Source organism: Stenotrophomonas sp. STEN046 (genome assembly GCF_056759755.1).
Genome location: NZ_JBRRDR010000001.1, coordinates 123,785 through 146,335 on the forward strand (window position 1 = coordinate 123,785; position 22,551 = coordinate 146,335).

The following is a 22,551-nucleotide window of genomic DNA, read 5'->3' on the forward strand; positions in this document are numbered from 1 at the left end:
GACGAAAGAGCGTGAAGCTAGATTCGCTGCCCCTGACAGACAGCCCTGGCGCACTGAGCCGCGACGTCACAGCTTTGCCTTGGGCAACTGTAGGGCTGCTTGTAGGCCTGGGAGTGGCCTGCCCCGCTGACTGTGGCTAGTGCATATTTGGAAGGCGCGATACGAGTTCTTTTCGGGTAGAACAGATCACGTCGTGGGTGCTATTCGCCTGACTATGAAAATAGAATCCAACCCCCACGGCGGCGGCAAGCCCAACAATTCCTAGGATGACCCAGGCTTCCGGAAATCGGAGTGACGCAAGAATCGTGGCTCCGAGCAGAAAGGCCGGCGCAGCCCACATCATGGCGAGCTCAAAGTAGAGAGTCGTGGCGAGCCTACTCATGTAGCGATAACCAACCGGCTCCTTATCTAGGACTTGGGACAGATAGGTATACCAGTTCTCCGAAACCTGATGCGCCTCCTCCTTGCTGTTGTCCCACTTGACCTCAAGCTTCGTCCCTTGCGCCTCGAAAAACGTACCGGCTACGATTGCGGCAGAGAAGATCAGGGCATGCCCAAGGGTGGAGTTTGAGTCGAAGCCAAGAGTTGCCTTAGTGTGCTGGACGAGAGCGAGCAACCAAGGAGTGATGGCGATCAGGCCTGGCACCAAAATTCCGAGGACCGTCCGGGTAAGCGTAAATGGCATAGTTCCCTCGGTGAATGCTAGTCAATCCGCCCTATCAGTAGATCCAGCATGCTCGATTTCCAGTCAAAGCTTGAGTGGAATCAACTGTGCGTCATCGAGGCGTCGCTTTCAAGTGTGGCCTACAACGCCGTTGGGCTAGCTTAGGAGTTAGCGGGGCAGCTGGGCTCCGGACAGGGCCAGCGTCTCTGAAGGAAGGAGCCGCGCCCCCTACCCTCAATAGATACCCCTTATCACTACTGCCAACAATGGCGCACCGCAGCTTGCTGCCTGAGACATGTCAAAGCCGAGTTCTATTGAGCAACCGGATTAGGCATCGTGCCCTTTCGCACAATTTCCAGCCTGCCGACATCGCCAACAGGCACAAGCAGAGCAGCTTTCCGGGCCGGGTCCCATAGCGCATAGCTATCGCCAAGGCGGCCAATCAGACCCAAGCCCCCCTGTACTTTTCCATCAACAGTCACAGTTGCCACGTGCTTGCCGTCGCCAGAGGAAATCCTTTCGGCGCGCTGGAAGCCAAGCATGTTTGACACGATCGAGACGTACACCAGCAGCACCAGGGCATAGATCAAGAAGGGGGAATCTTTCACGGCGGTTGGCACCACCGGCGAGAGATGCACGATCAGCGCACAGATGACCGTCAGAAGAAGCCCTATCAGAAGAGGCCACGTGTTCGACCACCAAAGCAGCAGCCCCAGGCCAGCGAAGAAAAACATTGGAAACAGCCAGGCGAACAGCTTGTTTTTGGAGCGGCTGCTCGTCACCTTTACTTCCAACCAGCCACCAAACAGCATACCTAGCAGCATGAGAAACAACACAATCCCGATGCCTGTCAGGCCGGCCAAGGCCAGTTCGCTCACAGCAACAAACTGAAAGGGATCAAGGCCAAAGTGGCCCCAGTACGCCTTCAGATATAGCGCCCCTTGAATCAGGCCAAACGTGACGACGGCCGAACCCCAGCCGGCCACGTCGGCCATGGTTAGCTTTTCCTGCGTACGTTCCATGTACATCCCCTCTCAAGCGACCTTGACGCTTCCCGGATAGTGCCACGTCGTGGAGCGCAGCGTCAGCCATGCAATGTGTCGCGTCCGCCCCGCTCCTGGCCGGAGCATGTCGGCACCGGCACAGAAGATGCGGGCTAGCCGGGACCGCCCACAGCCCTTGCAGGGCAAGCCCCGCCTGCCCGACCCGTCATACAACGATTCTGAAAACGTCGAAAGTGATGACGGCATTGCCCTTACTGTATTGGCATCGCGCACAGCCGGGCGTAATCCTAGCCACGCCACCGAGAACGGTGGTCGGGCTTCGAAACCCCGGTTTTACGCTGAAGTAAACGCTTGCCAGCCGGCATCACCTATCTGGTGGTGCCGGCTGGCAATCCGTCGGCCGGCTATGGCGGGCGGTGCGTGGAGGCCTTGTGCCTGCCGGTTTTAGCGTAGACCGGGTTTCGAACCACGCATCGTCCGCCACCTTTATCGGTGGCGGCTTCTGCCTGCACGCAAGGAGCCATGCCATGACCACGTCCTACTCCCCTGCCCCACAGCCCATCCACGAGGCGCCCTCGGCCGAGCCGGCCGCAGATCCCAACACCCTCATCGCCCTGCTGCACAGCATCGGCGCCGGTGTTGCCGCCAACGGCCAGCCCTGGCCGGAACGCCACCAGCTTCGCGGCCGGCAGATGGCCCTGGCCGATGCGGACTGCTCGCTCACTGGCCTGCGCGTTGTACTGGAGGTGCTGCTGGCCGCCGAGCGCACCCGCCAGAACGGCGAGCCGGACCAGTACGTGGGCGACCGTGTGATGGAAGGGTTGATCATGGCGGCCCTCGGCCTTGTGGCCCATGCCAGCGATCGATTGCAGCCGCAGAGCTGAAGGGCCGCCGCTGTGGGGCCGAGCGCATACGCCGGCAGCCGCGTGGCGATGGCGATCCATTGGGCAGTGTTGGCGCTGTGCCTGGCACTGATCGTTGCGGCACGGACGCTTTGGCCAGAGCCGGTGGACCCGGAGGCCTTCACCTATCGTGGCGTGTCCGATGAGGCGTTCTTGAAGCTGCGCACCCACGCACTCCGCTTCGCAGAGGCGCGGTCGCGGGAAGGCTTCGACTTCGTGGAAGCAACACCCGCGTCGGCTTCCTTCCAGGTGCTATGCAGAGGTGCTTTGGTGCTGCATGTGGAAACCCATCCGCCGCACTTGTTGATCAAGGTGCCACTGGGCGCTCGGCAGCGGGCGCCTGCAATCGTCCACCTGCAGGCCACGCTTCAGTGGCCGCTGAAGCCTTTGCCGTACCTGGATCAGTTCCTGGCGGGCGTGCAGGAACCTACCGTGATGGATCGGGTACGGCTGGTATGGGCGGGTACTGTGCCGGAGGATGCACGGTGTGGGGGATGAGAGTTGAACGAACACCGCTCAGGCAATGTCCGCTTTCGTTCAGAGGCGGCCTCTCGATGGGCTTGGCGCGAAACCCTCTAGTGCTCAGCGCGCTGGATGGCGTCTATGCACGCACTGCCATCCGCAACGCACATCACGCTATCGATCCAACTGGAATACCGTGAGATGCGAACGTTGAAGACCACCTGTCCATAGAAGCCCGCCTCCAGGGCGTGCTCTGGAACCGCGGTGATCCACGACCCCAGGCCAATGAGCTGCCACCCATCCTGCTTACGCACAACGAGGGGGCCGCCGCTGTCCCCGCTTCCCAACACCCCCTCAAGTGGCAGGCCTTGTGCGGGCGGATCGAATCGATACCAGACAAAGCGATCGTTGGCGCCCGTGATGGAGTTGTAGGCCCGCCTGAGCACGCCTCGATGTGCGGAGCTGGCGCTTTGCCCGTCAACCCCGTTGCCGGTTGCCCCTTTGCCGACAAACATGGCGACTTCGGTGACTTCATCGTTGCCTCGGTAAAGAGCTACCGGTGCAACGTGCTCCACCGGCGTATCCAGCTCGATCAACGCTATGTCATCCGAACCGGCCAGAAACGCGTGAATCCTGGATGGATCGCCCGTCTTCAACGCTTCCTGGCCCAATGCGTCGGGCATGCGCTTGAAGCCAGGGTGGACGATCACCCTGGCAACGTTGTATTCCTTGCCGTTGATAGTCACCTTGGCGTCCATGCCTTCCATGGGCGCGGCGTGTGCAGCGGTGAGGACCCACTTGCGCGCGATGAGAACGCCGTGTCCCTCGCCGGGCATATCTGCCAGCGCAGGAAACTTGGATTGATCTATCCGGTACTTTGAATCGTCAACATCGCTACGGATGACAACCGCGTTCGCTGCGAACGGCAGGATGGAGAGCGCAAGTAGAAGCCGGAACTTCATATGTCGAAACATCCTTTCAGGTAGTGGCCTGAGGTTCACCCGTGGCGTTCGTGCACGCCTCGCCTCAGTATGACCGGACAGTCTCAATGCCAGACAGGATTTTCGACAAGGCGGCGTCACGTGCGACGAACGCCGGGAAACGAGGCCTGAGTCCGGGAGGATTCTTGCCCGCGCTGCTCAGCCCACGCCTCGCCGGGACAAATCACAGGTCCGAACAGCGTGCCCGCCCAGGCTCACGTTTGGGCCAGGCTCACGTAGTCTAGCGTGGTGACGGAGTATCAGGAGCCGATGGCTGCCCTTGCAGAAAGCACTGATTCGGTGTCCCATCCTTTTCCAGCAAACAACGCGATCACCGCGGTTGATGTGGATGAAATTCTCCCGATGGATGGACTGACACTCGTTGAAGCCACGGCGCAGGATGCAGACGTTGTTTTCAGACTGATGCAGCTGTACTACTTCGAGGCATCGGCCTGGAGTGATGAAGAGATCCTCTCCGATGGGCTCTACGACTGCTCGCTTGCCGACGTCCAGTCCCGCTTGCGGGCTGAGCCCGGATGGACCCGCCTGATCTGGCTTGATGGCGCACTGTGCGGATTCGTCCAGGTGGATGAGGTCGAACTTGAAGGGCGGCGTCTGCCGGAGTTGGCAGATCTCTTCGTGCTCCCAAAGCATCGAGGCAAGGGCATCGCAGCTACGGTGGTCAGAGGCCTGGTGCGCCCCGAAACGGGCGAATGGCTGCTGGCCACTTTCCGGAAGGACACGGCTGCGCACGCCCACTGGGAGCGGAGTTTTCCGAGAATGGGGATGGTGTACCGCGTTCCCACCGCACCGGAAGAGTCAGACTTCCACATGTTCGTGATCAGTGCGAAGTAGCCCGGCGGACCAACAATCTCCAGCTCGCCTGCCGGACCGGCCATATGGCCGGTCAATGACCCGTCGACCCCAGCGTCATCAATTTGACGCCAATCCCGTACAATCCTCCAAAGCGGCCTCAGGGGGAGGCCACCGGCCATAGGCAGCACCTGCTCGCCGGGTGGTAACGATTCCGCTGTGCAGTAAGGACACGACAGCCGCCGCACGCCTCAACAGGCGCGGCAACACGCAGGGAGAAGCGGAACAATGCAGGACACGAACAGAACCCCCCAGGACGCGCCCATCAGCCGCGCTGACGCGCCGTGCTGCGCGTCCATCCGTAACCCGTTCCAAGGAGACCAGACAGATGCAGCAAGTTGAGGCCCCTGCTCTTTTCGTTCGCGCCACAGGCGGCAAGGCACGCTGGTCCGTGCTTGCCCTGGGCGTGTTGCTGGCGGCCTGCCAGGCACCGCAGGCGGAATCTGCCGCCGTGGCCGAGCCAGCAGCGGCGAGCGCGCCTGCGGCCCCCGCCGACTCCGTTGCGCCGACTGAGGCGCCAGCGTCGGCAACCCAGGCCGAAGCCGCTGCCCCCGGACAGTCCGCACCGGCGAAGGCCGACGATGGCGCCCCCATCACCGATGAGGACGGCAATCCGTACCGACCGGATGATTCGTACAACCGCGCCAATCTGCGACCCGAGTTCAAGAAGTGCGCAGCCGCCAGCGATGCCGTGACCTCGGCCATGGAAGCCTGCGCAGACGAAGAGTTCGAGTGGCAGCAGAAGCGCATGCGCGCTGCCCTGCAGACCATCGACGCCGGCCCCGACAGCGAGTTCAAGGACAAGCTGGGCGACGAACAGGACGCCTACATGCGCGACACCGATCGCTACTGCCGCTTCGACCCGGCCACCCAAGGCCAGGGCCAGATGCTGGACGCGCAATCGTGCCGCATCAACCGTTTCGCCAATCGTGCCGACGCCCTCGAAGCGTTGATCAAGAAGTAAACCCCACCGCAAAGGAATGCAGTCATGGATGTTGTGGATCAAGCAAAGCAGAAGATGGACAGCTGGCACATCGGCCAGACCTCGGCGCATCGCGAGTCTGGTGGGCGCGGCCCGGGTGCGGTGTCGACCGGCGTGGGTGACCACGGTGGCATTTCGTATGGCACCTACCAGTTCTCGACCAAGATGGGTGGCGCCGCCGAGTACATCGCCGCATCCGCCTACCGCGACCAGTTCGCTGGCCTGGAGCCTGGAACGCCGGCATTTGGCGCGAAGTGGAAGGAAGTGGCCGCCGCTGATCCGGTAGCGTTTGCGCAGGACCAGCACGACTTCATCCAGACCCTGTACTACGACAAGCAGATGGAGCGCCTGCAGGACGTGGGCATCGACTTGTCCGGGCGCGGTGCTGCCGTGCAGGATGCCCTGTGGAGCACGTCGGTGCAGTACCGCGACCTGACCCGCTCGGTGTTCCAGACCGGCCTGAAAGAGGCCTACGGCGAGCACTACAACCTGGGCGAGCTGAGCGACGAGCAGATCATCCGCGCCGCGCAGGACTACAAGATCAGCCACGTCGAAACCAACTTCAAGAGCTCGCCGGACTGGTGGCCGGGGCTGCGCGATCGCGCGGTGTCTGAAAAGGGCGATCTGGTAGCCCTGGCGCGCTACGACCAGGTCAATCGCACCCCCGAGCCGTACCAGGGCAAGGACTACCAGCAGGCCTTCGGTGAACCCGAGCCGCAGCAGTCGCGTGGACGCGGCCGCGCCAACCCCATGGCCGACGGCATGCTGGTGTCCGGTGAGCGTGGCGCGGAGGTGGAAGCGCTGCAGAACAAGCTGATCCAGGCCGGTTACACCGGCAAGGATGGCCAGCCGCTGACGGCGGACAAGCACTATGGGCCGAATACCGAGCATGCCGTGCGCGAATTCCAGAAGGCCAACGGCCTGACCGAAGACGGCAAGGCCGGCAGGAACACGCTGGACACGCTGGAAAGCACCGTCCGCCAGCAAGGCAATGCCGTGCCGGCGCCCGCTGCACCTGCTGAGCGCCCTGCCCCCTCGCCCGCGGCACCGGCCGCGCCGGTCGCACCGGTCGCACCCGTGCAGGACCAGGCTGCGCCTGCACGTGACCTGAGCTCGGGCGAGCGCATCCGTGTGGTCGAACCCATGGGCAGTGCGGACAACCGCGCGAACCGCACCATTCCGCATGGCATCACGGGCGATGACGCGTTCCGCGATCTGCAGATTCATCACCCCAAGACCAACCGCGAAGCCGTGCGTACCGGCAACGCCAACCTGGCCGACCGCCATTCGGAAATGATCGAAGGCGAGATGGAAACCACCCGCAGGGACGGCGATCGAAACGGCATTCCGCTGGTCCACAAGGATCTGATCCTGACCGACCAGAACTGGAAGCGCGACGTGATGATCCCCAATCCGGTGGCCGGCTATGTGGAGGTGAAGGAGAACACCTGGAACTCCGTCAGCATCTGGAGCCACCCCAAAGGCCACCCGGAACGCGAGCTGCTGGGCCAGGTGCTGCACGGTGAGCGCGGCAGTTCGCCGTACAAGACCGGCGACTACGTTGAATATGGTGCGCCGCTGATCAAGCAGTCCGATGCCGGTTCGCCGGGCGCGGTGCATGCCCATATCGAGCTGGAGCCGGACCAGTACCGCAAGTACCTGGGCGACATGCTGAACGACCGGCTGACCCTGGGCCAGGACGCGCCGGCCCGCCGGGCGCCGGCGCAGAACGCCATGGCCGACGGCATGCTGGCCAGGGCCGAGCGCGGCGACGAAGTCAAAGCCATGCAGGAAACGCTGGCTGGTCTGGGCTATCAGGGCAAGGACGGCAAGCCGCTTTCGACCACCGGCTACTTTGGCGATGACACGTTCGCTGCGGTCCAGGCCTTCCAGCGTGCCAACGGGCTGAAGGACGACGGCAAGGCCGGCGACAAGACGCTGGCGGCCTTGGACGCGGCGGTGGCGGAAAAGAAACAGCCGCCACAGGCCGAGCCGAGCATGCGCGACGCGTCCCACCCGGACGCTGCACGCTTCGAGCAAGCTGTCGGCAAGCTGCACGACATGGAAAAGCAGCGGGCGCAGGTGGGCATGCGGCCGGTGTTCGCCGACAACGAGCAGATCGAGCGCGCCGCTGGTCAGCTGGTGGTGGCGAGCAAGGGTGCCGGCATGGACCGGATCGACTCGGTGGTGGCCCGCCTGGATGGCTCGGGCGTGTTTGCCGTGCAGGGGCAGATGAACGACCCGGCTGCACGCCGTGCCGTTGTCGAGCATGGCCAGGCGATTTCGCAGACCGTGGAGGCCAGCACCCGCCAGGCGGAGCAGTCCACTACGCAGACGCAGAACCAGCAGGATCAGAACCAGCAGCGCGAGCAGGAACAGAATCGCGCGCGAGGGCTGTAAGAGAGCGCGGCAGGTTCAATCCCCAGCATCGATCCAGCCTGAATCCCGCGCACGCGCCAGATCTTCTGGCGTGTCGATATCCAGGCCTAGTTCCGGCGCTTGAAGGGCGTGCACCGCATCGGTGGGTAGTTGCCGCAGGCGCTTCCCGAAGCCGCGGTCACCGGTTGCGCCCACCGGGTTGAACCATGCGCGTGGTACCACTGCGGGAATGCCAAGCGCGTTTCCGTGACGGGTGCCGGCGCACCCTGACGCAGAGACGCTGGCACCGGAAAGCAGCGCCTGCAGATGGGCATGCTCGATCGCGGGCTGGTCGCATGCCACAAGCATCACGGCGGCCACACTGGGCAGCAGGTGTGCGCCGGCCGCCTGCAGGCTGCTCGCCAGGCCGCTTTCCCAGTGGGGGTTGGTTACCGGGGTGGCATCCAGCCCGGCAATGCTGGATGTCACGGCCTGCGCGTTCGCGCCCACCACGACCAGCACCTGCGATGGCGCGAGCTCCAAGGCCAACCGCACCACGCGATGTACAAGGGGCTCGCCCTGCCGGGTCAGGAGCTGCTTGGGTTGGCCAAGACGGGTGCTCCCGCCCGCCGCAAGCACAACCACCGCATGTGGGGCCGTCACGTGCCGGCCGCGCTGCGCCATTGCTGCAGCTGCGCGGCGATGCTGAGCGCAATCGCCTCTGGCCCGCGGCCTCCGATATTCAGGCCGACCGGAGATCGCAGTCTGGAAGACAGCCGGTTGCGCTGATCTGGTGTCAGCAGCTTGAACAGGTCCTCACGCCTTCGCCGTGGACCCAGCAGCCCAATGAAGGCAGCCTTTGTATCGGCCAGCGCCACCAGGGCCTCGCGGTCCAGTTCGAAGTCGTGATGCATCACCAGTACCGCGTCGCACGCGTCGCCATGCAGTGCCTCGGCAGGGCTGGATTGGAGATGTGCATCCGCGCCCTGCCCCGCGGAGGCCCAGCGGGCTCGCCGTTCGGCCACGCTGACGCGCCACCCAAGGCCACGCAATAGTGGAACCAGGAAGGGCGTTTCGGGGCCGCCACCCAACACCAGGGCCCGCGGAAGCCGGGGCAAGGACAAGCGCCACGCGCTCTCGCCAAAGGGCTGCGCCCCGTCCATCGAATCCAGCTGCCAAACTTTCTCGCGATTACCGGCGCGGAAGACGATCTCCCCCGATGTGCGAACGTCCCGCTGGAGTGCCACACCCTCGCAAAGCCAGGCCTCAATCACTACGTCGATACCTGCCATGGAATGCAGTGGCAGCAGCGCAATCCGCAGCCGGCCGCGGCACCCGAGCGCGGACCCGCTCAGCAGGTCTTCGTCACTGCGCGTGTCGATCTCGATCCAATCGACCTGCCCTGCTTCAGCCACCTGCTGCGCGCGTCGCGCCAGTTCGGGCTCCAGGCATCCGCCACTGAGCCAGCCGGTCTGGCTGCCGTTGCAGAACAGCACCATGTCGCCGGCACCGGCGTAGGTGGAACCATCGGTTTCCAGCACCAGGGCGAGCACGGCGTGCTCCCCCGCGCGCAGACGCGTCACGGCCGCCTCGAGCACGCCGCGCGGGCTTCCTTCGGTGAGGAAGCCCGGCGCTGGGGACAGATGCTCGGCAAGATTCCTGGACTCCACGCCGGCTGCTACAGATGCATCCATGGCGGTCGAGGCAGCGGGTCGTTCCATGCGCAACGGTCAGCCTACGTCTGGCAAGCCGGGCAACAGCTTGTCCAGGGTGATGGGATAGTTGCGTACGCGCACGCCGGTGGCGTTGTAGACCGCATTGGCAATCGCGGCGCCGACCCCACAGATGCCCAGCTCACCCACACCCTTGGCCTTCAACGGCGAGATCACCGGGTCCAGCGTATCGAGGAAGACCACCTGCTGGTGTGGAATATCGGCGTGCACGGGAACCTCGTATCCGGCCAGGTCGTGGTTGATGAACAAGCCGAGCCGCTTGTCGACCACCAGTTCCTCCATCAGCGTCGCGCCCGCACCCATCACCATCCCACCAATGACCTGGCTGCGTGCCGACAGCGGGTTGAGGATCCGGCCGCCATCGCATACGGCCAGCATCCTGCGAATGCGCGTCTCTCCGGTGTAGGCATGCACGGCGACTTCGCAGAAATGCGCGGCATAGGTGCCGACGTCGTAGCCCTGCTTGAAATCGCCGAAGGCAATGCCGTCCTCCGCCGATAGTGGCCCCGCTTCGGCCAGATCGACGGTGCGCTCGCCTGCCTGGATGCGGCCATTGGCGAAGTGTGCCTTGTCACCATCGAACCCCAGCTTTTCGCCCACCTTGCGGCGCAGGCTGATGCACGCGGCGTACACGCCGGCGGTGGAACTTGCCGCGCCCCACTGGCCGCCGGAGCCGGCGGAGGCAGGATGGCGGGAGTCGCCGAGGGTCACCTGGACCCGTTCCAGCGGCACGCCCATCGTCTCGGCCGCCGTCTGCGCGATGATCGTGTAGGAACCGGTACCGATGTCGGTCATGTCGGTTTCCACGATCACCCCGCCCTGGCCGTCAAGACGAACCCGTGCCGCCGACTTCATGGTGGGTGCGCCGCGATAGCCGGCAGACACGCCCATGCCGACCAGCCACTGCCCATCCTTCACCTGTGCTGGCTTGGCATGGCGCGCCTTCCAGTTGAAGCGTTCGGCGCCCTCGCGCAGGCAGCGCACCAGGTTGCGGTCGGAGAACTTCTTGCTCGGATCGCCAGGCACGACCTCCGGCTCGTTGAGGATGCGGAACGCGATCGGGTCGAGGCCGAGCTTCTCGGCCATTTCGTCCATCGCCACTTCCAGCGCCATGTGGCCCGGTGCTTCGCCCGGCGCGCGCATCGCATTGCCTTCGGGCAAGTCGAGCGTGGCGATGTAGTTGGCCACCAGGCGATTGGCGCCTGCATAGAGCTTGGGCGTCTGCAGGGTGCCGTTCTCGCCGTCCTCGCCGTTGATGTTGCCCGACCAGTTTTCATGGGCGATGGCGGAGATCCTGCCGTCCTTCCCGCAGCCGATCCGGACGCGCTGCAGGGTCGCGTGCCGGTGCGTGGTGTTGTTGGGCATCAATGGGCGTTGCAACGCGATCTTCACCGGCCGCCCGACCTGCTTGGCGGCCAGTGCGGCCAGCACCGCATCGGCGCGGATGAACAGCTTGCCGCCGAAGCCGCCGCCGATATAGGGCGAGTCCACGCGTACATTGCCAGCATCGATACCGAGGATCGCAGCCATGGCCTGCCTGGCCCAGTCGATCATCTGGTTCGACGTCCACAGGGTGAGCTTGTCGCCCTCCCATGCGGCGATGGTGGCATGCGGCTCCATCATCGAATGACTTTCGTCGGCCGTGTGGTAGGTCTCGTCGAGCTTGACCGCGGCGCCTGCGTAGGCGCTGTCGAAATCTCCCAGCGCCTGCCGATCGGGCTTGCCGTCGCGCCCCTTGGCCAGCGGCGCGGATGGCGCAAGTGCGGGGAAATCAAAGCGGCCCTTGCCCCGCTCGTAGCGGGTGCGGATCAACGCCGCGGCGGCGCGGGCCTGCTCGAAGGTCTCGGCCACCACGCAGGCAACGGCCTGGTGGTAATGGGCGACCTCGGGCCCGCCGAACAGTGGCGCATTGTTCCAGTTGGATGTGCCGACCGGTTTGGTTTCCGGTGCGGTGATCACCGCCAGTACGCCCGGCGCGGCACGTGCGCGGGAGGCATCCATCGAAATGATGCGCCCATTGCCGATGCCCGCGCCGACGATATAGCCGTAGGCCTGGTTAGGCGCGACGTCATGGCGCTCGTAGGCATACGGGGCGGTGCCGGTGGTCTTGCGTGGACCATCAATGCGCGGCGTCGACTTGCCGACCACCTTGGCCTTGTCGAACAGGTTGTCGCCGGCGGGGGCGTTGAATTCGAGGGGCATCAGCGCTCTCCTTCGGCCAGGACGGCTGCGAGCGTGCGCTCGGCGAGCGCGATCTTGAACGCGTTCTCCTGCGTTGGACGCGCACCGGCGAACACCTGCCGGGTCGCGGCCTTCACGCCCTCGCGCAACATCGGTTCCGCTGCCTCGATCCGCCAGGGCTTCGGTGCGACCCCACCGAACGCGAACCGCGCCGAGCCGTCACGCTGCACCACTGCCGCGACCGACACCAGCGCGAATGCGTAGGAGGCGCGGTCACGTACCTTGTGGTAAACGTGCCGCCCGCCGGGCGGTTCCGGCAGCGTGACGTGGGTGATCAGCTCGCCGCGTTGCAGTACGTTGTCCTGCTGCGGCTTGTCGCCGGGGGAACGATGGAAGTCGGCAATCGGAATGCTGCGCGTGCTGCCATCGCCCTTGACGGTCTGGATCGAGGCGTCCAGCACGCGCAGGGCCACCGCCATGTCGCCCGGATAGGTCGCGATGCAGCTGTCCGATGTGCCGATCACGCCCATTTGCCGCGAGAATCCTTCAAGCGCGCCGCAGCCTGATCCGGGCAGGCGCTTGTTGCAGGGCAGATGGGGGTCGTAGAAGTACGGGCAGCGCGTGCGCTGCAGCAGATTGCCGCCGGTGGTGGCCTTGTTGCGCAGCTGCCCGGAGGCGCCTGCCACGATCGCGCGGGTCAACACCCCGTAGTCGCGGCGCACGCGCTCATGCGAGGCCAGCGCCGTATTGGTGACCAGCGTGCCGATGCGCAGGCCGCCGTCATCTGTAGGTTCGATCCTGTCCAGGCCGATGTCCTGCACGTCGACCAGGTGCGCTGGCGTCTCGACCTCCAGCTTCATCAGGTCGAGCAGGTTGGTCCCCCCTGCCAGGAACTTCGCGCCCTCGGTACCGGCGACGGCCTTGGCTGCTTCAGCCGGGGACTTCGCGCGCTCGTAACTGAAGGCCTTCATGAGCGCCCCCTTGCAGAGGTCACGCCAGCGATCTCCTGCATCGCCTCGGCAATGTTGGAATACGCGCCGCAGCGGCAGAGGTTGCCGCTCATGCGTTCACGCATCTCCATGCTGGTGGCCTGGGGCCGTGCGCTGACATCGGCCTGCGCATGGCTGGGGACACCCCGCTTGATCTCGTCGAGCACCGCCACCGCCGAACAGATCTGCCCCGGCGTGCAGTAGCCGCATTGGTAGCCGTCATGCTTTACGAAGGCGGCCTGCATCGGGTGCAGGTTATCGGGGGTGCCGAGGCCTTCGATGGTGGTGATGGCATCGCCCTGGTGCTGCACCGCCAGGCTGAGGCAGGCATTGATGCGTTCACCGTTGACCAGCACGGTACAGGCGCCGCATTGACCGTGGTCGCAGCCCTTCTTGGTGCCGGTCAGTTTCAGATGTTCGCGCAGGGCGTCGAGCAGCGTCGTGCGGGTGTCCAGTTCGAGCTCACGGTGCGTGCCGTTGACCGTCAACGCGACCTTGCTGGTGACCGGCGGCCTGGGTGGGGGTGACGCTGCCAGTTCGGCGGCGAGCGATGACGCCCCCGGTGCGGCGGACATCGCCACTGTCGTGGCCCCGCCGGCAATCACCTGCCGACGCGTCAACTTAAATTTTTCATCCCAACTTGGCACAGTGACCTCCTGGCGTTCGGGGAAACCCCGTGGCTGGATGGACGCGTTCACACTACCCAAGGGGGCACTATGCGGGCCTGCGTGGTACAGATCTGTGAAGCCCTTCCAGGGCTTGCTGGAGTCCGGTCCATGGAAGGCATCGGCAATGGCCCCCGATGATCGGGACGTCGCTGCCGGGGATGAAACTACCGTGACCGCCATCCTGCTGGGCGTGCAGGAAACTACTGTGACCGACAAGCTGGTGGTATCGGGTGACGCTGTGCAGCGGACAAAGGCCGTAGGGCAGAACTCTTTTGCTGCCAGGTCAGCCCGCGGCGAAGGGGCCAATCAGGAAATGGTAGGCAGCCCGAGCGTGGCGACAACATCGACAATCGCCTGGCTGACTGTCGCTACGGTGATCCGTTGATCATCCCGGTCGCTTTCCAGAAGGAACGGGCACTGTCCTGTTGTGGACTCCAGCTGTACCTCGTGTCGACTGGCCGGATGAGAAATGAGCCAGAGCCCATTGTCATCGCCGTCATGCAGCCCCCCCAGCTGAGTAATCCTGGTCTCGGGATAGCACTCAACGAGCATGCGCCCGATCTGATCAATGTCTCTCATCACAGACCTCCAATCGGCGTATTCAACGAACCTGCCAGGATTCGCCCATCACCCACTCTGCCCCAGCTCCCGCGCAAGGAAGGGCGCTGTCCTGCTGCCTTTGGCACGCGCCAGTTGTTGCGGCGCTCCCTTCGCCACGATGGTGCCCCCTGCCCCGCCTGCGCCAGGTCCGACGTCAATCACCCAGTCCGCCTGCACGACCGCGCGCATGTCATGTTCAATCATCACCACCGTATTGCCCGCGTCCACCAGTCGCTGCAGCTGCACCAGCAGCCTGTCCGCGTCCGATGCATGCAGGCCGGTGGTGGGTTCGTCCAGTACGTAAAGCGTGCGTCCGCGCTGGCTGCGCTGCAGCTCAGTCGCCAGCTTGATGCGCTGGGCTTCGCCGCCTGAGAGCTCCGTGGCCGGCTGGCCCAGCCTCAGATAGCCCAGGCCGATCTCCTGCAGCAGTTGCAGCGGACGGGCAATGGCCTCTTCCTCGATGAAGAACGCGTGCGCCTGGTCCACCGTCATCTGCAGGACCTCGGCAATGTTGCGGTCATTCCACAGCACCTTCAGCGTAGCTTCGTTGTAGCGGGCGCCATGACAGGTGGGGCACGGCGCATAGACGCTGGGCATGAACAGCAGTTCGACGCTGACGAAACCTTCGCCTTCGCAGGTCTCGCATCGGCCCTTGGCCACGTTGAACGAGAAACGGCCGGCATCGAAACGCCGGCGGCGCGCGGCGGGCGTGGCGGCAAACAGCTTGCGCACGTGATCGAACAGCCCGGTATAGGTGGCCAGGTTGGAGCGTGGGGTGCGGCCGATGGGCTTCTGGTCCACCTGCACTACCCGCTGGATGGCGTCCACATCGCCAGCCAGCCGGCCCCGGGTCGCTTCGATCACGGTCGGCGCGTCGGTGGGCGCACTGTCGGCGCTGTTGTCTTCGGGCTCATGCCCCAGGTGCAGCAGCACCAGCTCGGGCAGCGCCTGTGCCATCAGGCTGGATTTGCCCGATCCTGAAATACCGGTTACTGCGGTCAGCAGCCCCAGCGGCACCTGTGCATCCACACCCTGCAGGTTGTGGCGGTGGATGCCCTTCAGTTCCAGCCAGCTGTTGGCGCTGCGCTGCCGGCTGGCGGCTGCAGGCACCTGGTCGAACAGATACCGGGCGGTGCGCGACTCCTGGACCTTTCGCAGGCCGTCGGGCTCGCCACTGTAGAGAACGCGCCCGCCGTGCTCACCCGCCTCCGGGCCAACATCCACCAGCCACTGGGCGCGGCGCATCAGCTCCAGGTCGTGCTCGACAACGAACACCGAGTTTCCGCCGTCGCGCAGCCGGTCCAGCGCGTCGTACAGCGCTTGGCTGTCGGCAGGGTGCAGGCCGGCCGAGGGCTCATCAAGCACGTACAGCACGCCAAACAGCAACGAGCTGAGCTGCGTGGCCAGCCGCAGGCGCTGCAGTTCGCCGGCCGACAATGTTGGCGTGGCGCGATCCAACGAGAGATACCCCAGGCCCAGGCCTCGCAGCTGGTGCACGCGCGCCATGACCCCGCCTGCCAGCCGCTGAGCGGCCAGGCGCTTCTCTTCCGACAGGGCCGAGGTCAGTCGAACGTCGGGGGCTCCAGCGTGGACAGGGCGGCCGTTTGCAGCCCGTTGCGTGCGATCGCGTTTCGTGGCGCTGCCGCTGGTACGCGCGCCGCGGCTGTGCGCGCTGAAATCGCCCTGCGCGATGGGCTCCAGCAGGTCCGCCAACTGGTCCAGCGGCAGCCGCATGAACTCGCCGATATCCACGCCGGCAAAGGTGACCGAAAGCGCTTCCGGCTTCAGGCGCTTTCCGTGGCAGGCCGGGCACAACCTGCCTTCCATGTAGCGCGAAACGCGCTTGCGCATCAGCGCGCTCTGGGTGTTGGCAAAGGTGTGCAGCACGTAGCGGCGCGCACCGGTATAGGTGCCCATGTAGCTGGGTTCCAGCTTGCGCTTCAGTGCGGCACGGGTCTCTGCGGGCGTGAAGCCGGCATAGACCGGCACGGTTGGCGTTTCCTCGGTGAACAGGATCCAGTCGCGGTCCTTCTTCGGCAGCTTCTTCCACGGCACGTCGATGTCGTAGCCCAGCGTGACCAGGATGTCGCGCAGGTTCTGGCCATGCCATGCCGGCGGCCAGGAGGCGATGGCACGTTCACGGATGCTCAGCGACGGATCCGGAACCATCAGCGCTTCGGTCACCTCGTACACATGCCCCAGGCCATGGCAGGTGCTGCAGGCGCCCTGCGGCGTATTGGGCGAGAAATCCTCGGCGTACAGCATGGGCTGGTTGGCGGGGTAGGCCCCGGCGCGCGAGTACAACATGCGCACCAGGCTGGACAGCGTGGTCACGCTGCCCACCGAGGAGCGTGCATTGCTGGCGCCGCGCTGCTGCTGCAGGGCAACCGCTGGCGGCAGCCCGTCGATGGTGTCCACATCGGGCACGCCCGCCTGGTCGATCAGGCGCCGCGCGTATGGCGCTACGGACTCGAAGTAGCGCCGCTGCGCCTCGGCGAAGACGGTACCGAAGGCCAACGACGACTTGCCCGAACCCGACACCCCGGAGAACACCACCAGTGCATTGCGCGGAATGGAGACATCGACATTCTTGAGGTTGTGCTCGCGCGCGCCGCGCACCTCCACGCAACCGTTGGCTGCGGCCGCGCATGAGGATTCACCGAAAGGGTTGTTGGACATCGTTGCGTTCCTGCAGGCAGTGATCGATGCGCCCTGGAGCGCGCCCAAGGCTGCATTTTCGCTGCTGCGAGGTGAATGTGGTGAGGGCGCGGCCGAAGCGCGTGCACCGCCCCCTCATCCTGGGCTGGACTCAGCCCGCAGGCTGCATCCCGCCGGGCGTTGCCCCGCGCGACGCCGCCAGATAGCGGCAGTATTTACCGATGAAGATGCCGGTGAATCCGCCAGACAGCAGGAGATAGGCGGCGCTGAAGCCTGCGTTGCTGCTGAGGCCGGGCGCCACGGCGAGCGCCGTTTCAAAACCGTACTTGATGACGAACGTGACCAGCAGCAGTGGCAGCAGGCTGTAGTCGGCACTGCGCCACAGCGTGCCCGTGGAGGGATCCACGGTCAGCGTTGCCCGGCGCAGCAGCAGCCAGCCCACTGCTGCGCCGGCGCAGATGCCGGCCAGCCATTCGCCCCACGCCAGCGGCGAGCCGCCATAGCGGTGGCTGATCGACCAGATGCCCCAGACGCTGAACAGCGCCGGCACGATGGCCAGCTTCCGCAGCGAGGTCTGCCCCGGCCGCATGGCCGCGATGCCACGCGAGACCAGGAACGCCAGAAGTACCCAGACCCAGATGGGGGTCTGCCAGAGAAGTTGCTGCAGCAGGTTCACGGAAGGTCCTCTCGGTGAGTGCCGGCCAGGCAGGCGGCGGTGGCGCTCACTATTGGCGGTACGCATTGCCCGGACAAGTGACAGGTGTCAGCGATACGATCTGGAAGTGTCAGGCGCGGGCGCATGCCGGCCTTCCGGCCGGACGCCGAAGCGTGCCCCGTCCTGACGGGCATTCCTCCATGCCCTCCCATCCCCGCCTCCGCTCTCAGCCAGAAGCGGGCATGCCGCGGCTACCGACTCGGCGGCTCGCGGGCCGGCGTGGCGACATAGGTGCTGCTACCGCGCTTCAGCAAGAAACTGCCCGGCGTGCCGCCAGCTGTCTGCTGGAACTCGACCGTCATGTCCTGTGCGGTCATGAAGAACCGCGTCTTTGATTCCGCAAACAGCTCCATTGGGCGTTTGGCGAACAGTTCGCTCTGCAGATACAGCCGGTCTCCTTCGGCGATGACTTGCGCAGGCTTGCCCGCCAGGGTGTAGTTGCCCGCAAACGTCGCATTGGCCACAGGGTCGGGCGCCAACGCCACCTTCTCGGTAATCTGGAACTCTGGCCAGCCGTACTCCGCCGCCACGCTGACGAGGATCTCCTCGATCAGCGCTGCACCGTTGTCGCTGTTGGTCATCACCACCACGCCTTGCCCGGTGTGGGTGTAGCCATAGAGCTGCGAGCGGAACCCGTCGGTGCCACCCGAGTGCGAAAAGCTGGTGCCGTCGCCAATCTGCTCAACGTACAGCCCCAGGCCGTACTCACCCTGTCCCCGGGTCAGCATTGTGGACGTCATCGCACTGGACAGAACCTTGCCGGGCTTTCCGGACTGCGCCTGTTGGATGTCGAGGATCACCTGGGCCAGATCCGTCGGCGTGGTCCAAAGCGCGGCGGCTGCCGATTGCGGATACACATGCCAGCCGCCGGCCAGGGGTGTTCCGTTGCTGTCGTGGGCAGAAGCGGCCCGTGCCTGCCACGCCGGCGGCAGTGTCAATGCGAACGTGCTGTCCCTCATGTCCAGCGGGCCGAGGACCAACGCCTGCATCAACTCGGGAAACGGCTTGCCCGCTGACTCCGTCATCATCAACTGGATGACACTATAGCCGCCTCCGGAGTACTTCCACCCGGTACCGGGCGTAGCTTCCACACGAGCCGGTTCGGAGTTCGCTGGCGGCAGGCCATCCAGCACCTGCAGCAGCGAGGGCACCGGCTGGCCCTGTGCGTAGCCGTAGAAACCATGCACGTTCATGCCGGCGCTGTGGTTGAGCAGACCGCGTAGCGTGACAGGGCGTTGCTGGGTGAAGCGGTTGTCCGGAATCTTCCAGCTGCTGAGCTGCACATTGGCGGGAGCGTCCAGGGACAGCTTGCCCTGCTCGACCATGCGCAGCGCGCCCAGTGCGCTGATCGTCTTGCTGATCGAGCCAGCCTGGAACAGGCTCGCCGGCGTAGCGGCGCGTTGACTGGCCGTATCGAGTACGCCGTAGGTGCGAGTCCATTCGAGCTGCCCATCGTTGATGAGGGCAATGCTGACCGCTGGAACGCTGTGGAAGGCCATGCGAGTGGCAATCGATGCGTTCTGGCCAGGCGCGCCCTTGACGACGACACGGCTGGAAAGACCCTGTTCCACACGGGCAATCCGCGACTGGATGGCGGGTGCCAACTCCTGCGCAGGTGCCGATGTCACCACGAGCATCAGCAGGATGGACACAACGCCGGGCCGGGTGCGGAACAGACCGGAAAGTGGGTTTCCCCGCGCCGTGCGATTGATGCCGCGCATCGCTGATGCCTTCTGCGGAAAAAAGGGGGCAATGATCCTAAGACCAGGATAATGCCGTCCGTTGCCCGCAAATGGCCAGCACGGCGTTGTAATGCGGAAGTTGGAATCCGGAAATAGCGTGACGCGTCACGGTGAGTGATATCAACCAGCAAGCGGTCTTGCGCCAGTCCCGATACAGCCCATGTAGCGGCTCATACGAACGTTGCGGACGGCCCTTTACTGGTGGGACCGGCGCTACAGCCGGCACGGTATGATGCCGACTTTCTCGCACCTGCCATCGCTGTAGCGCGCGTTTGCTGTTGGCTACGCGCCGGTGCAGCCGAGACCCCACCCACTCCATGCTCGCTTCCTGTTCCCCCTTCATCATCTGGCCGGCGGTGGCCGTTGCCACCGCCGGCCTGCTGTTCCGGCCGTTCCGCATTCCGGAGTACGTGTGGGCGCTGGGCGCGGCAGCGCTGCTCCCGCTGCTTGGGGCGGTGTCGCTAGGCACGACCTGGCACGCGGTTGCCGAAGGGCGGGACGTCTACCTGTTCCTGGTCGGCATGATGGTGCTGGCCGAGCTGGCGCGGCGCGAGGGCCTGTTCGACTGGCTGGCGCTGTATGCGGCACGGCATGCGGGCGGTTCGGGACGGCGGCTGTTCGATCTGGTGTTCCTGGTCGGCACGGTGGTGACGGTGTTCCTGTCCAACGATGCCACGGCGGTGGTGCTGACGCCCGCGGTCTATGCGGCGTGCAAGGCGGCCCGCGCCAACCCCCTGCCCTATCTGTTTGTCTGTGCGTTCATCGCCAATGCGGCGAGCTTCGTGCTGCCCATTTCCAACCCGGCCAACCTGGTGGTGTACGGCAACCACATACCGCCGCTGCTGCAGTGGCTGGCGCAGTTCGCGCTGCCGTCGCTGGCCGCGATCGGTGCCACGTATCTGGTGCTGCGCTGGGTGCATCGCCGCGAGATCGCACAGCCATTGGCAGCGTCGCCCGAGCATCGCCCGCTTACCGAGGGTGGCCGCCTCAGTGCGCTGGGCGTGTTGTTCACCGGCACCGTGCTGCTGGTGACCTCCGCGATGAACGGCCCACTGGGCCTGACTACGTTCTGTGCGGGCGCCCTGAGCATAGCGGTGGTGGCGATCCGCCAGCGCCGCAGCCCGCTGCCGCTGTTGCGCCACGTCTCCTGGGGCGTGCTGCCGCTGGTGGCCGGCCTGTTCGTGCTGGTTGAAGCGGTTTCGCAGACCGGTGTCATCCAGACAGCGGCCAGCAACCTGCAGGCGCTGGCGCAGACCTCGCCGCACCAGGCCGGCTGGCTGGCCGGAGGCGCTGCCGCACTGCTCAGCAACGTGGCCAACAATCTGCCGGTGGGCCTGGCTGCGGGCTCGCTGGGGCAGATGGCCGAGCTGCCGGCGCAGACGCGCGCGGCGTTGCTGATCGGCGTGGACCTGGGCCCGAACCTGTCGGTGACCGGCTCGCTGGCCACCATGCTGTGGCTGGCGGCGCTGCGCCGCGAAGGCGAGCATGTCAGCGCGCTCGACTTCCTGCGTGTCGGCGCGCTGGTGATGCCGCCCGCGCTGATCGGGGCGTTGCTGCTGCTCTGATCAGGCGCGGACGGGACGTTCGCCTGCAGGTGAGCGTCTACTCCGTAGCGCGAGATGCAGGGGCGCCCTGCTGCCCCACGGGAAGCGCGCTGCTGGCCAGCAGCTGTTCGGCCAGCCCGCGGTAGATCGGCACGCGGCAGACCATGCCTGACACACCCCGGGCAATCAGCACGGTGGCCAGGATCGGCAGCAGCAGGTCACCGCTGTCGGTCAGCTCCAGCGAGATCACCGCCGAGGTCAATGGCGCCTGGGTTACGCCCGTCAGGTAGGCGCACATGCCCAGCAGCACGAATGCCTTCGGGTCCACCGCCGGCATCAGCACCGCCAGGTTGTGCCCCAACCCTGCCCCCACCGCCAAGGCGGGTGAGAACAGCCCGCCAGGGATGCCCGCCACGTAGGACGCCAGGTTGGCGAGCAGCTTCATCAGGCCGAACTCGTGACCGACGATGGCCTGGCCCTGCACCAGACTGCGCGCCTGCTCATAGCCGGTACCGAACGCGCCGTCGCCGAAGACCAGCGCCAGCACCACCACGATCACGCCACAGGCAGCGGCCAGTACCACGGGATGGTCCCCCTTGAGCCTGCCCAGCCAGCGCGGATGACCTGACATGGTCAGCAGTACCACCCGGGCGAACAGACCGCCGAGCAGGCCGGCGACCACGCCACACAGCACGATGGCGCCCCACGCCTGGCCCAAGGGCAGCAACGCCGTGACATGCCCGAAGTAGGTGTAGTTGCCCAGCAGGCCCAGGGACACCACGCCGCCCACGATGACCGCCGTGAGCAGGGTGCCCGAGAAGCGGTGTTCGAACCGGCCGCTCAGCTCCTCGATGGCGAACACGATGCCCGCAAGCGGCGTATTGAAGGCTGCGGCGATGCCTGCCGCGCCCCCTGCCAGCAGGAAGTGCGACAGCTCGCGGGGATCCTTGAACCCGAACCAGCGCCCGAACAGGTACATCAGACTGGCCCCCACATGCACGGTGGGGCCTTCGCGGCCAACCGACGCGCCGCCAAGCAGGGACAGCGAGGTCAGCAGCAGTTTTCCCGCCGATACCGCAGGCGAGAGGTTGGTCTGCCTGAATTGCGGGTCCGGCTGTTCCAGCGAAGCGATGACCTGCGGAATGCCGCTGCCACGGGTGGGCCTGAGCGCACCGACGGTCAGCCACGCCAGCAGCGCGAAGATGCCCGGGGTAAGCAGCAACGCCCACCACGGGGAATGGGCAATGACACGCTGGAAGACATGGAAGGCGGCATCACTGGCCTTGGCGAACACAATGGCGACCAGCGCCACGGCCACCGCGCCACTCCACAATGCCGCGCGCCGGCGCCATCCTTCGGTCAGCACCATCGCTGAAATGCGGGTGCGGAGATGTTGAAGATTGAACATCGGGCGATTCTGCAAATGCCGGTGGCCCAACGGAAGTGGCGAGTGTGGCGGTTGACCCTCCTGCATCCGGTGAAATGGCAGGCTGCTC

Annotated in this window: 19 protein-coding genes and 1 pseudogene; 7 read left to right on the forward strand and 13 right to left on the reverse strand. The window is 65.3% G+C overall.

Annotated features, from left to right (window positions below):
* Positions 1–136 precede the first annotated feature (136 nt).
* Together ACVOLJ_RS00570 and ACVOLJ_RS00575 are read right to left on the reverse strand one after the other, a co-directional pair.
* On the reverse strand, positions 137–646 hold the full coding sequence (locus tag ACVOLJ_RS00570) for a hypothetical protein (RefSeq protein ID WP_481563145.1): 510 nt from the start codon (positions 644–646) through the stop codon (positions 137–139).
* A 329-nt stretch (positions 647–975) separates the two neighbouring features.
* On the reverse strand, positions 976–1,686 hold the full coding sequence (locus tag ACVOLJ_RS00575) for a hypothetical protein (protein WP_481563146.1): 711 nt from the start codon (positions 1,684–1,686) through the stop codon (positions 976–978).
* Between the two features lie 509 nt (positions 1,687–2,195).
* Between ACVOLJ_RS00575 and ACVOLJ_RS00580 the strand changes: the two genes are divergently transcribed.
* Positions 2,196–2,552 (forward strand): hypothetical protein, encoded by a 357-nt coding sequence (locus tag ACVOLJ_RS00580; RefSeq protein ID WP_481563147.1) that lies wholly within the window; start codon positions 2,196–2,198, stop codon positions 2,550–2,552.
* A 42-nt stretch (positions 2,553–2,594) separates the two neighbouring features.
* Positions 2,595–3,068, forward strand: a complete 474-nt coding sequence (locus tag ACVOLJ_RS00585; RefSeq protein ID WP_481563148.1) for a hypothetical protein — start codon at positions 2,595–2,597, stop codon at positions 3,066–3,068.
* A gap of 77 nt (positions 3,069–3,145) precedes the next feature.
* On the opposite strand, the gene ACVOLJ_RS00590 is transcribed toward ACVOLJ_RS00585, so the two are convergent.
* Positions 3,146–3,994, reverse strand: coding sequence for a S1 family peptidase (locus ACVOLJ_RS00590; protein WP_481563149.1), 849 nt, complete (start codon positions 3,992–3,994; stop codon positions 3,146–3,148).
* A gap of 288 nt (positions 3,995–4,282) precedes the next feature.
* On the opposite strand from ACVOLJ_RS00590, the gene ACVOLJ_RS00595 reads away from it, so the two are divergent.
* From ACVOLJ_RS00595 to ACVOLJ_RS00610, 4 genes and pseudogenes are all read left to right on the forward strand, one after another.
* Positions 4,283–4,867 (forward strand): GNAT family N-acetyltransferase, encoded by a 585-nt coding sequence (locus tag ACVOLJ_RS00595; protein ID WP_481563150.1) that lies wholly within the window; start codon positions 4,283–4,285, stop codon positions 4,865–4,867.
* A 346-nt stretch (positions 4,868–5,213) separates the two neighbouring features.
* Complete coding sequence (locus ACVOLJ_RS00600) at positions 5,214–5,849, forward strand: lysozyme inhibitor LprI family protein (RefSeq protein ID WP_475278770.1); 636 nt, start codon at positions 5,214–5,216, stop codon at positions 5,847–5,849.
* A gap of 54 nt (positions 5,850–5,903) precedes the next feature.
* Positions 5,904–6,821: pseudogene (locus ACVOLJ_RS00605) on the forward strand (peptidoglycan-binding domain-containing protein); the annotation flags it as partial.
* Positions 6,822–7,160: 339 nt separating this feature from the next.
* Positions 7,161–8,267 (forward strand): XVIPCD domain-containing protein, encoded by a 1,107-nt coding sequence (locus ACVOLJ_RS00610; protein WP_481563250.1) that lies wholly within the window; start codon positions 7,161–7,163, stop codon positions 8,265–8,267.
* Positions 8,268–8,282: 15 nt separating this feature from the next.
* Here the strand turns inward: ACVOLJ_RS00610 and ACVOLJ_RS00615 are convergent, their stop codons facing one another.
* The 9 genes from ACVOLJ_RS00615 to ACVOLJ_RS00655 all read right to left on the reverse strand — a co-directional run bounded on the left by ACVOLJ_RS00615 (position 8,283) and on the right by ACVOLJ_RS00655 (position 19,490).
* Positions 8,283–8,909 carry a nucleotidyltransferase family protein gene (locus tag ACVOLJ_RS00615; protein ID WP_481563151.1) on the reverse strand — a complete coding sequence of 209 codons (627 nt, stop codon included), beginning with the start codon at positions 8,907–8,909 and terminating at the stop codon, positions 8,283–8,285.
* Entirely contained in the window at positions 8,885–9,946 is a 1,062-nt protein-coding gene (locus tag ACVOLJ_RS00620) for an XdhC family protein (protein WP_481563152.1), read from the reverse strand. Before ACVOLJ_RS00620 ends, ACVOLJ_RS00615 begins: the two co-directional genes overlap by 25 nt.
* Positions 9,947–9,955: 9 nt before the next feature.
* Positions 9,956–12,160, reverse strand: a complete 2,205-nt coding sequence (gene paoC, locus ACVOLJ_RS00625) for an aldehyde oxidoreductase molybdenum-binding subunit PaoC (RefSeq protein WP_481563153.1) — start codon at positions 12,158–12,160, stop codon at positions 9,956–9,958.
* The gene (locus tag ACVOLJ_RS00630; protein ID WP_481563154.1) at positions 12,160–13,110 is read right to left on the reverse strand and encodes an FAD binding domain-containing protein; all 951 of its coding nucleotides are present in this window, start codon (positions 13,108–13,110) and stop codon (positions 12,160–12,162) included. The genes paoC and ACVOLJ_RS00630 overlap by 1 nt, the downstream gene beginning before the upstream one ends.
* Positions 13,107–13,775, reverse strand: coding sequence for an aldehyde dehydrogenase iron-sulfur subunit PaoA (gene paoA / locus ACVOLJ_RS00635; protein ID WP_475279130.1), 669 nt, complete (start codon positions 13,773–13,775; stop codon positions 13,107–13,109). The genes ACVOLJ_RS00630 and paoA overlap by 4 nt, the downstream gene beginning before the upstream one ends.
* Positions 13,776–14,102: 327 nt before the next feature.
* Positions 14,103–14,375: a hypothetical protein gene (locus ACVOLJ_RS00640; protein WP_481563155.1), complete on the reverse strand. Its 273-nt coding sequence runs from the start codon at positions 14,373–14,375 to the stop codon at positions 14,103–14,105.
* A 48-nt stretch (positions 14,376–14,423) separates the two neighbouring features.
* The gene (locus ACVOLJ_RS00645; RefSeq protein WP_481563156.1) at positions 14,424–17,075 is read right to left on the reverse strand and encodes an excinuclease ABC subunit UvrA; all 2,652 of its coding nucleotides are present in this window, start codon (positions 17,073–17,075) and stop codon (positions 14,424–14,426) included.
* A 130-nt stretch (positions 17,076–17,205) separates the two neighbouring features.
* Positions 17,206–17,730, reverse strand: coding sequence for a DUF6622 family protein (locus tag ACVOLJ_RS00650; RefSeq protein ID WP_475278777.1), 525 nt, complete (start codon positions 17,728–17,730; stop codon positions 17,206–17,208).
* Positions 17,731–17,960: 230 nt separating this feature from the next.
* Positions 17,961–19,490: a serine hydrolase domain-containing protein gene (locus ACVOLJ_RS00655; protein ID WP_481563157.1), complete on the reverse strand. Its 1,530-nt coding sequence runs from the start codon at positions 19,488–19,490 to the stop codon at positions 17,961–17,963.
* Positions 19,491–19,828: 338 nt separating this feature from the next.
* Here ACVOLJ_RS00655 and ACVOLJ_RS00660 point away from each other — a divergent pair, with 338 nt between their 5' ends.
* A complete protein-coding gene (locus tag ACVOLJ_RS00660; RefSeq protein WP_481563158.1) occupies positions 19,829–21,076 on the forward strand; it encodes an arsenic transporter in 1,248 nt (415 codons plus the stop codon).
* A gap of 37 nt (positions 21,077–21,113) precedes the next feature.
* On the opposite strand, the gene ACVOLJ_RS00665 is transcribed toward ACVOLJ_RS00660, so the two are convergent.
* On the reverse strand, positions 21,114–22,463 hold the full coding sequence (locus ACVOLJ_RS00665; RefSeq protein ID WP_222389619.1) for a chloride channel protein: 1,350 nt from the start codon (positions 22,461–22,463) through the stop codon (positions 21,114–21,116).
* Between the last annotated feature and the right edge of the window lie 88 nt (positions 22,464–22,551).

Bases quoted from the DNA above. Each gene is read 5' to 3' on its own strand.
- ACVOLJ_RS00575 (WP_481563146.1), bottom strand. From the start codon at position 1,686: ATGGAACGTACGCAGGAAAAGCTAACCATGGCCGACGTGGCCGGCTGG.
- ACVOLJ_RS00595 (WP_481563150.1), top strand. From the start codon at position 4,283: ATGGCTGCCCTTGCAGAAAGCACTGATTCGGTGTCCCATCCTTTTCCA.
- ACVOLJ_RS00615 (WP_481563151.1), bottom strand. From the start codon at position 8,909: ATGGCGCAGCGCGGCCGGCACGTGACGGCCCCACATGCGGTGGTTGTG.
- ACVOLJ_RS00630 (WP_481563154.1), bottom strand. From the start codon at position 13,110: ATGAAGGCCTTCAGTTACGAGCGCGCGAAGTCCCCGGCTGAAGCAGCC.
- ACVOLJ_RS00660 (WP_481563158.1), top strand. From the start codon at position 19,829: ATGCTCGCTTCCTGTTCCCCCTTCATCATCTGGCCGGCGGTGGCCGTT.
- paoC (WP_481563153.1), bottom strand. From the start codon at position 12,160: ATGCCCCTCGAATTCAACGCCCCCGCCGGCGACAACCTGTTCGACAAG.
- ACVOLJ_RS00645 (WP_481563156.1), bottom strand. From the start codon at position 17,075: ATGTCCAACAACCCTTTCGGTGAATCCTCATGCGCGGCCGCAGCCAAC.
- ACVOLJ_RS00600 (WP_475278770.1), top strand. From the start codon at position 5,214: ATGCAGCAAGTTGAGGCCCCTGCTCTTTTCGTTCGCGCCACAGGCGGC.
- ACVOLJ_RS00590 (WP_481563149.1), bottom strand. From the start codon at position 3,994: ATGAAGTTCCGGCTTCTACTTGCGCTCTCCATCCTGCCGTTCGCAGCG.
- ACVOLJ_RS00620 (WP_481563152.1), bottom strand. From the start codon at position 9,946: ATGGAACGACCCGCTGCCTCGACCGCCATGGATGCATCTGTAGCAGCC.
- ACVOLJ_RS00655 (WP_481563157.1), bottom strand. From the start codon at position 19,490: ATGCGCGGCATCAATCGCACGGCGCGGGGAAACCCACTTTCCGGTCTG.
- ACVOLJ_RS00640 (WP_481563155.1), bottom strand. From the start codon at position 14,375: ATGAGAGACATTGATCAGATCGGGCGCATGCTCGTTGAGTGCTATCCC.
- ACVOLJ_RS00610 (WP_481563250.1), top strand. From the start codon at position 7,161: ATGATCGAAGGCGAGATGGAAACCACCCGCAGGGACGGCGATCGAAAC.
- ACVOLJ_RS00580 (WP_481563147.1), top strand. From the start codon at position 2,196: ATGACCACGTCCTACTCCCCTGCCCCACAGCCCATCCACGAGGCGCCC.
- ACVOLJ_RS00665 (WP_222389619.1), bottom strand. From the start codon at position 22,463: ATGTTCAATCTTCAACATCTCCGCACCCGCATTTCAGCGATGGTGCTG.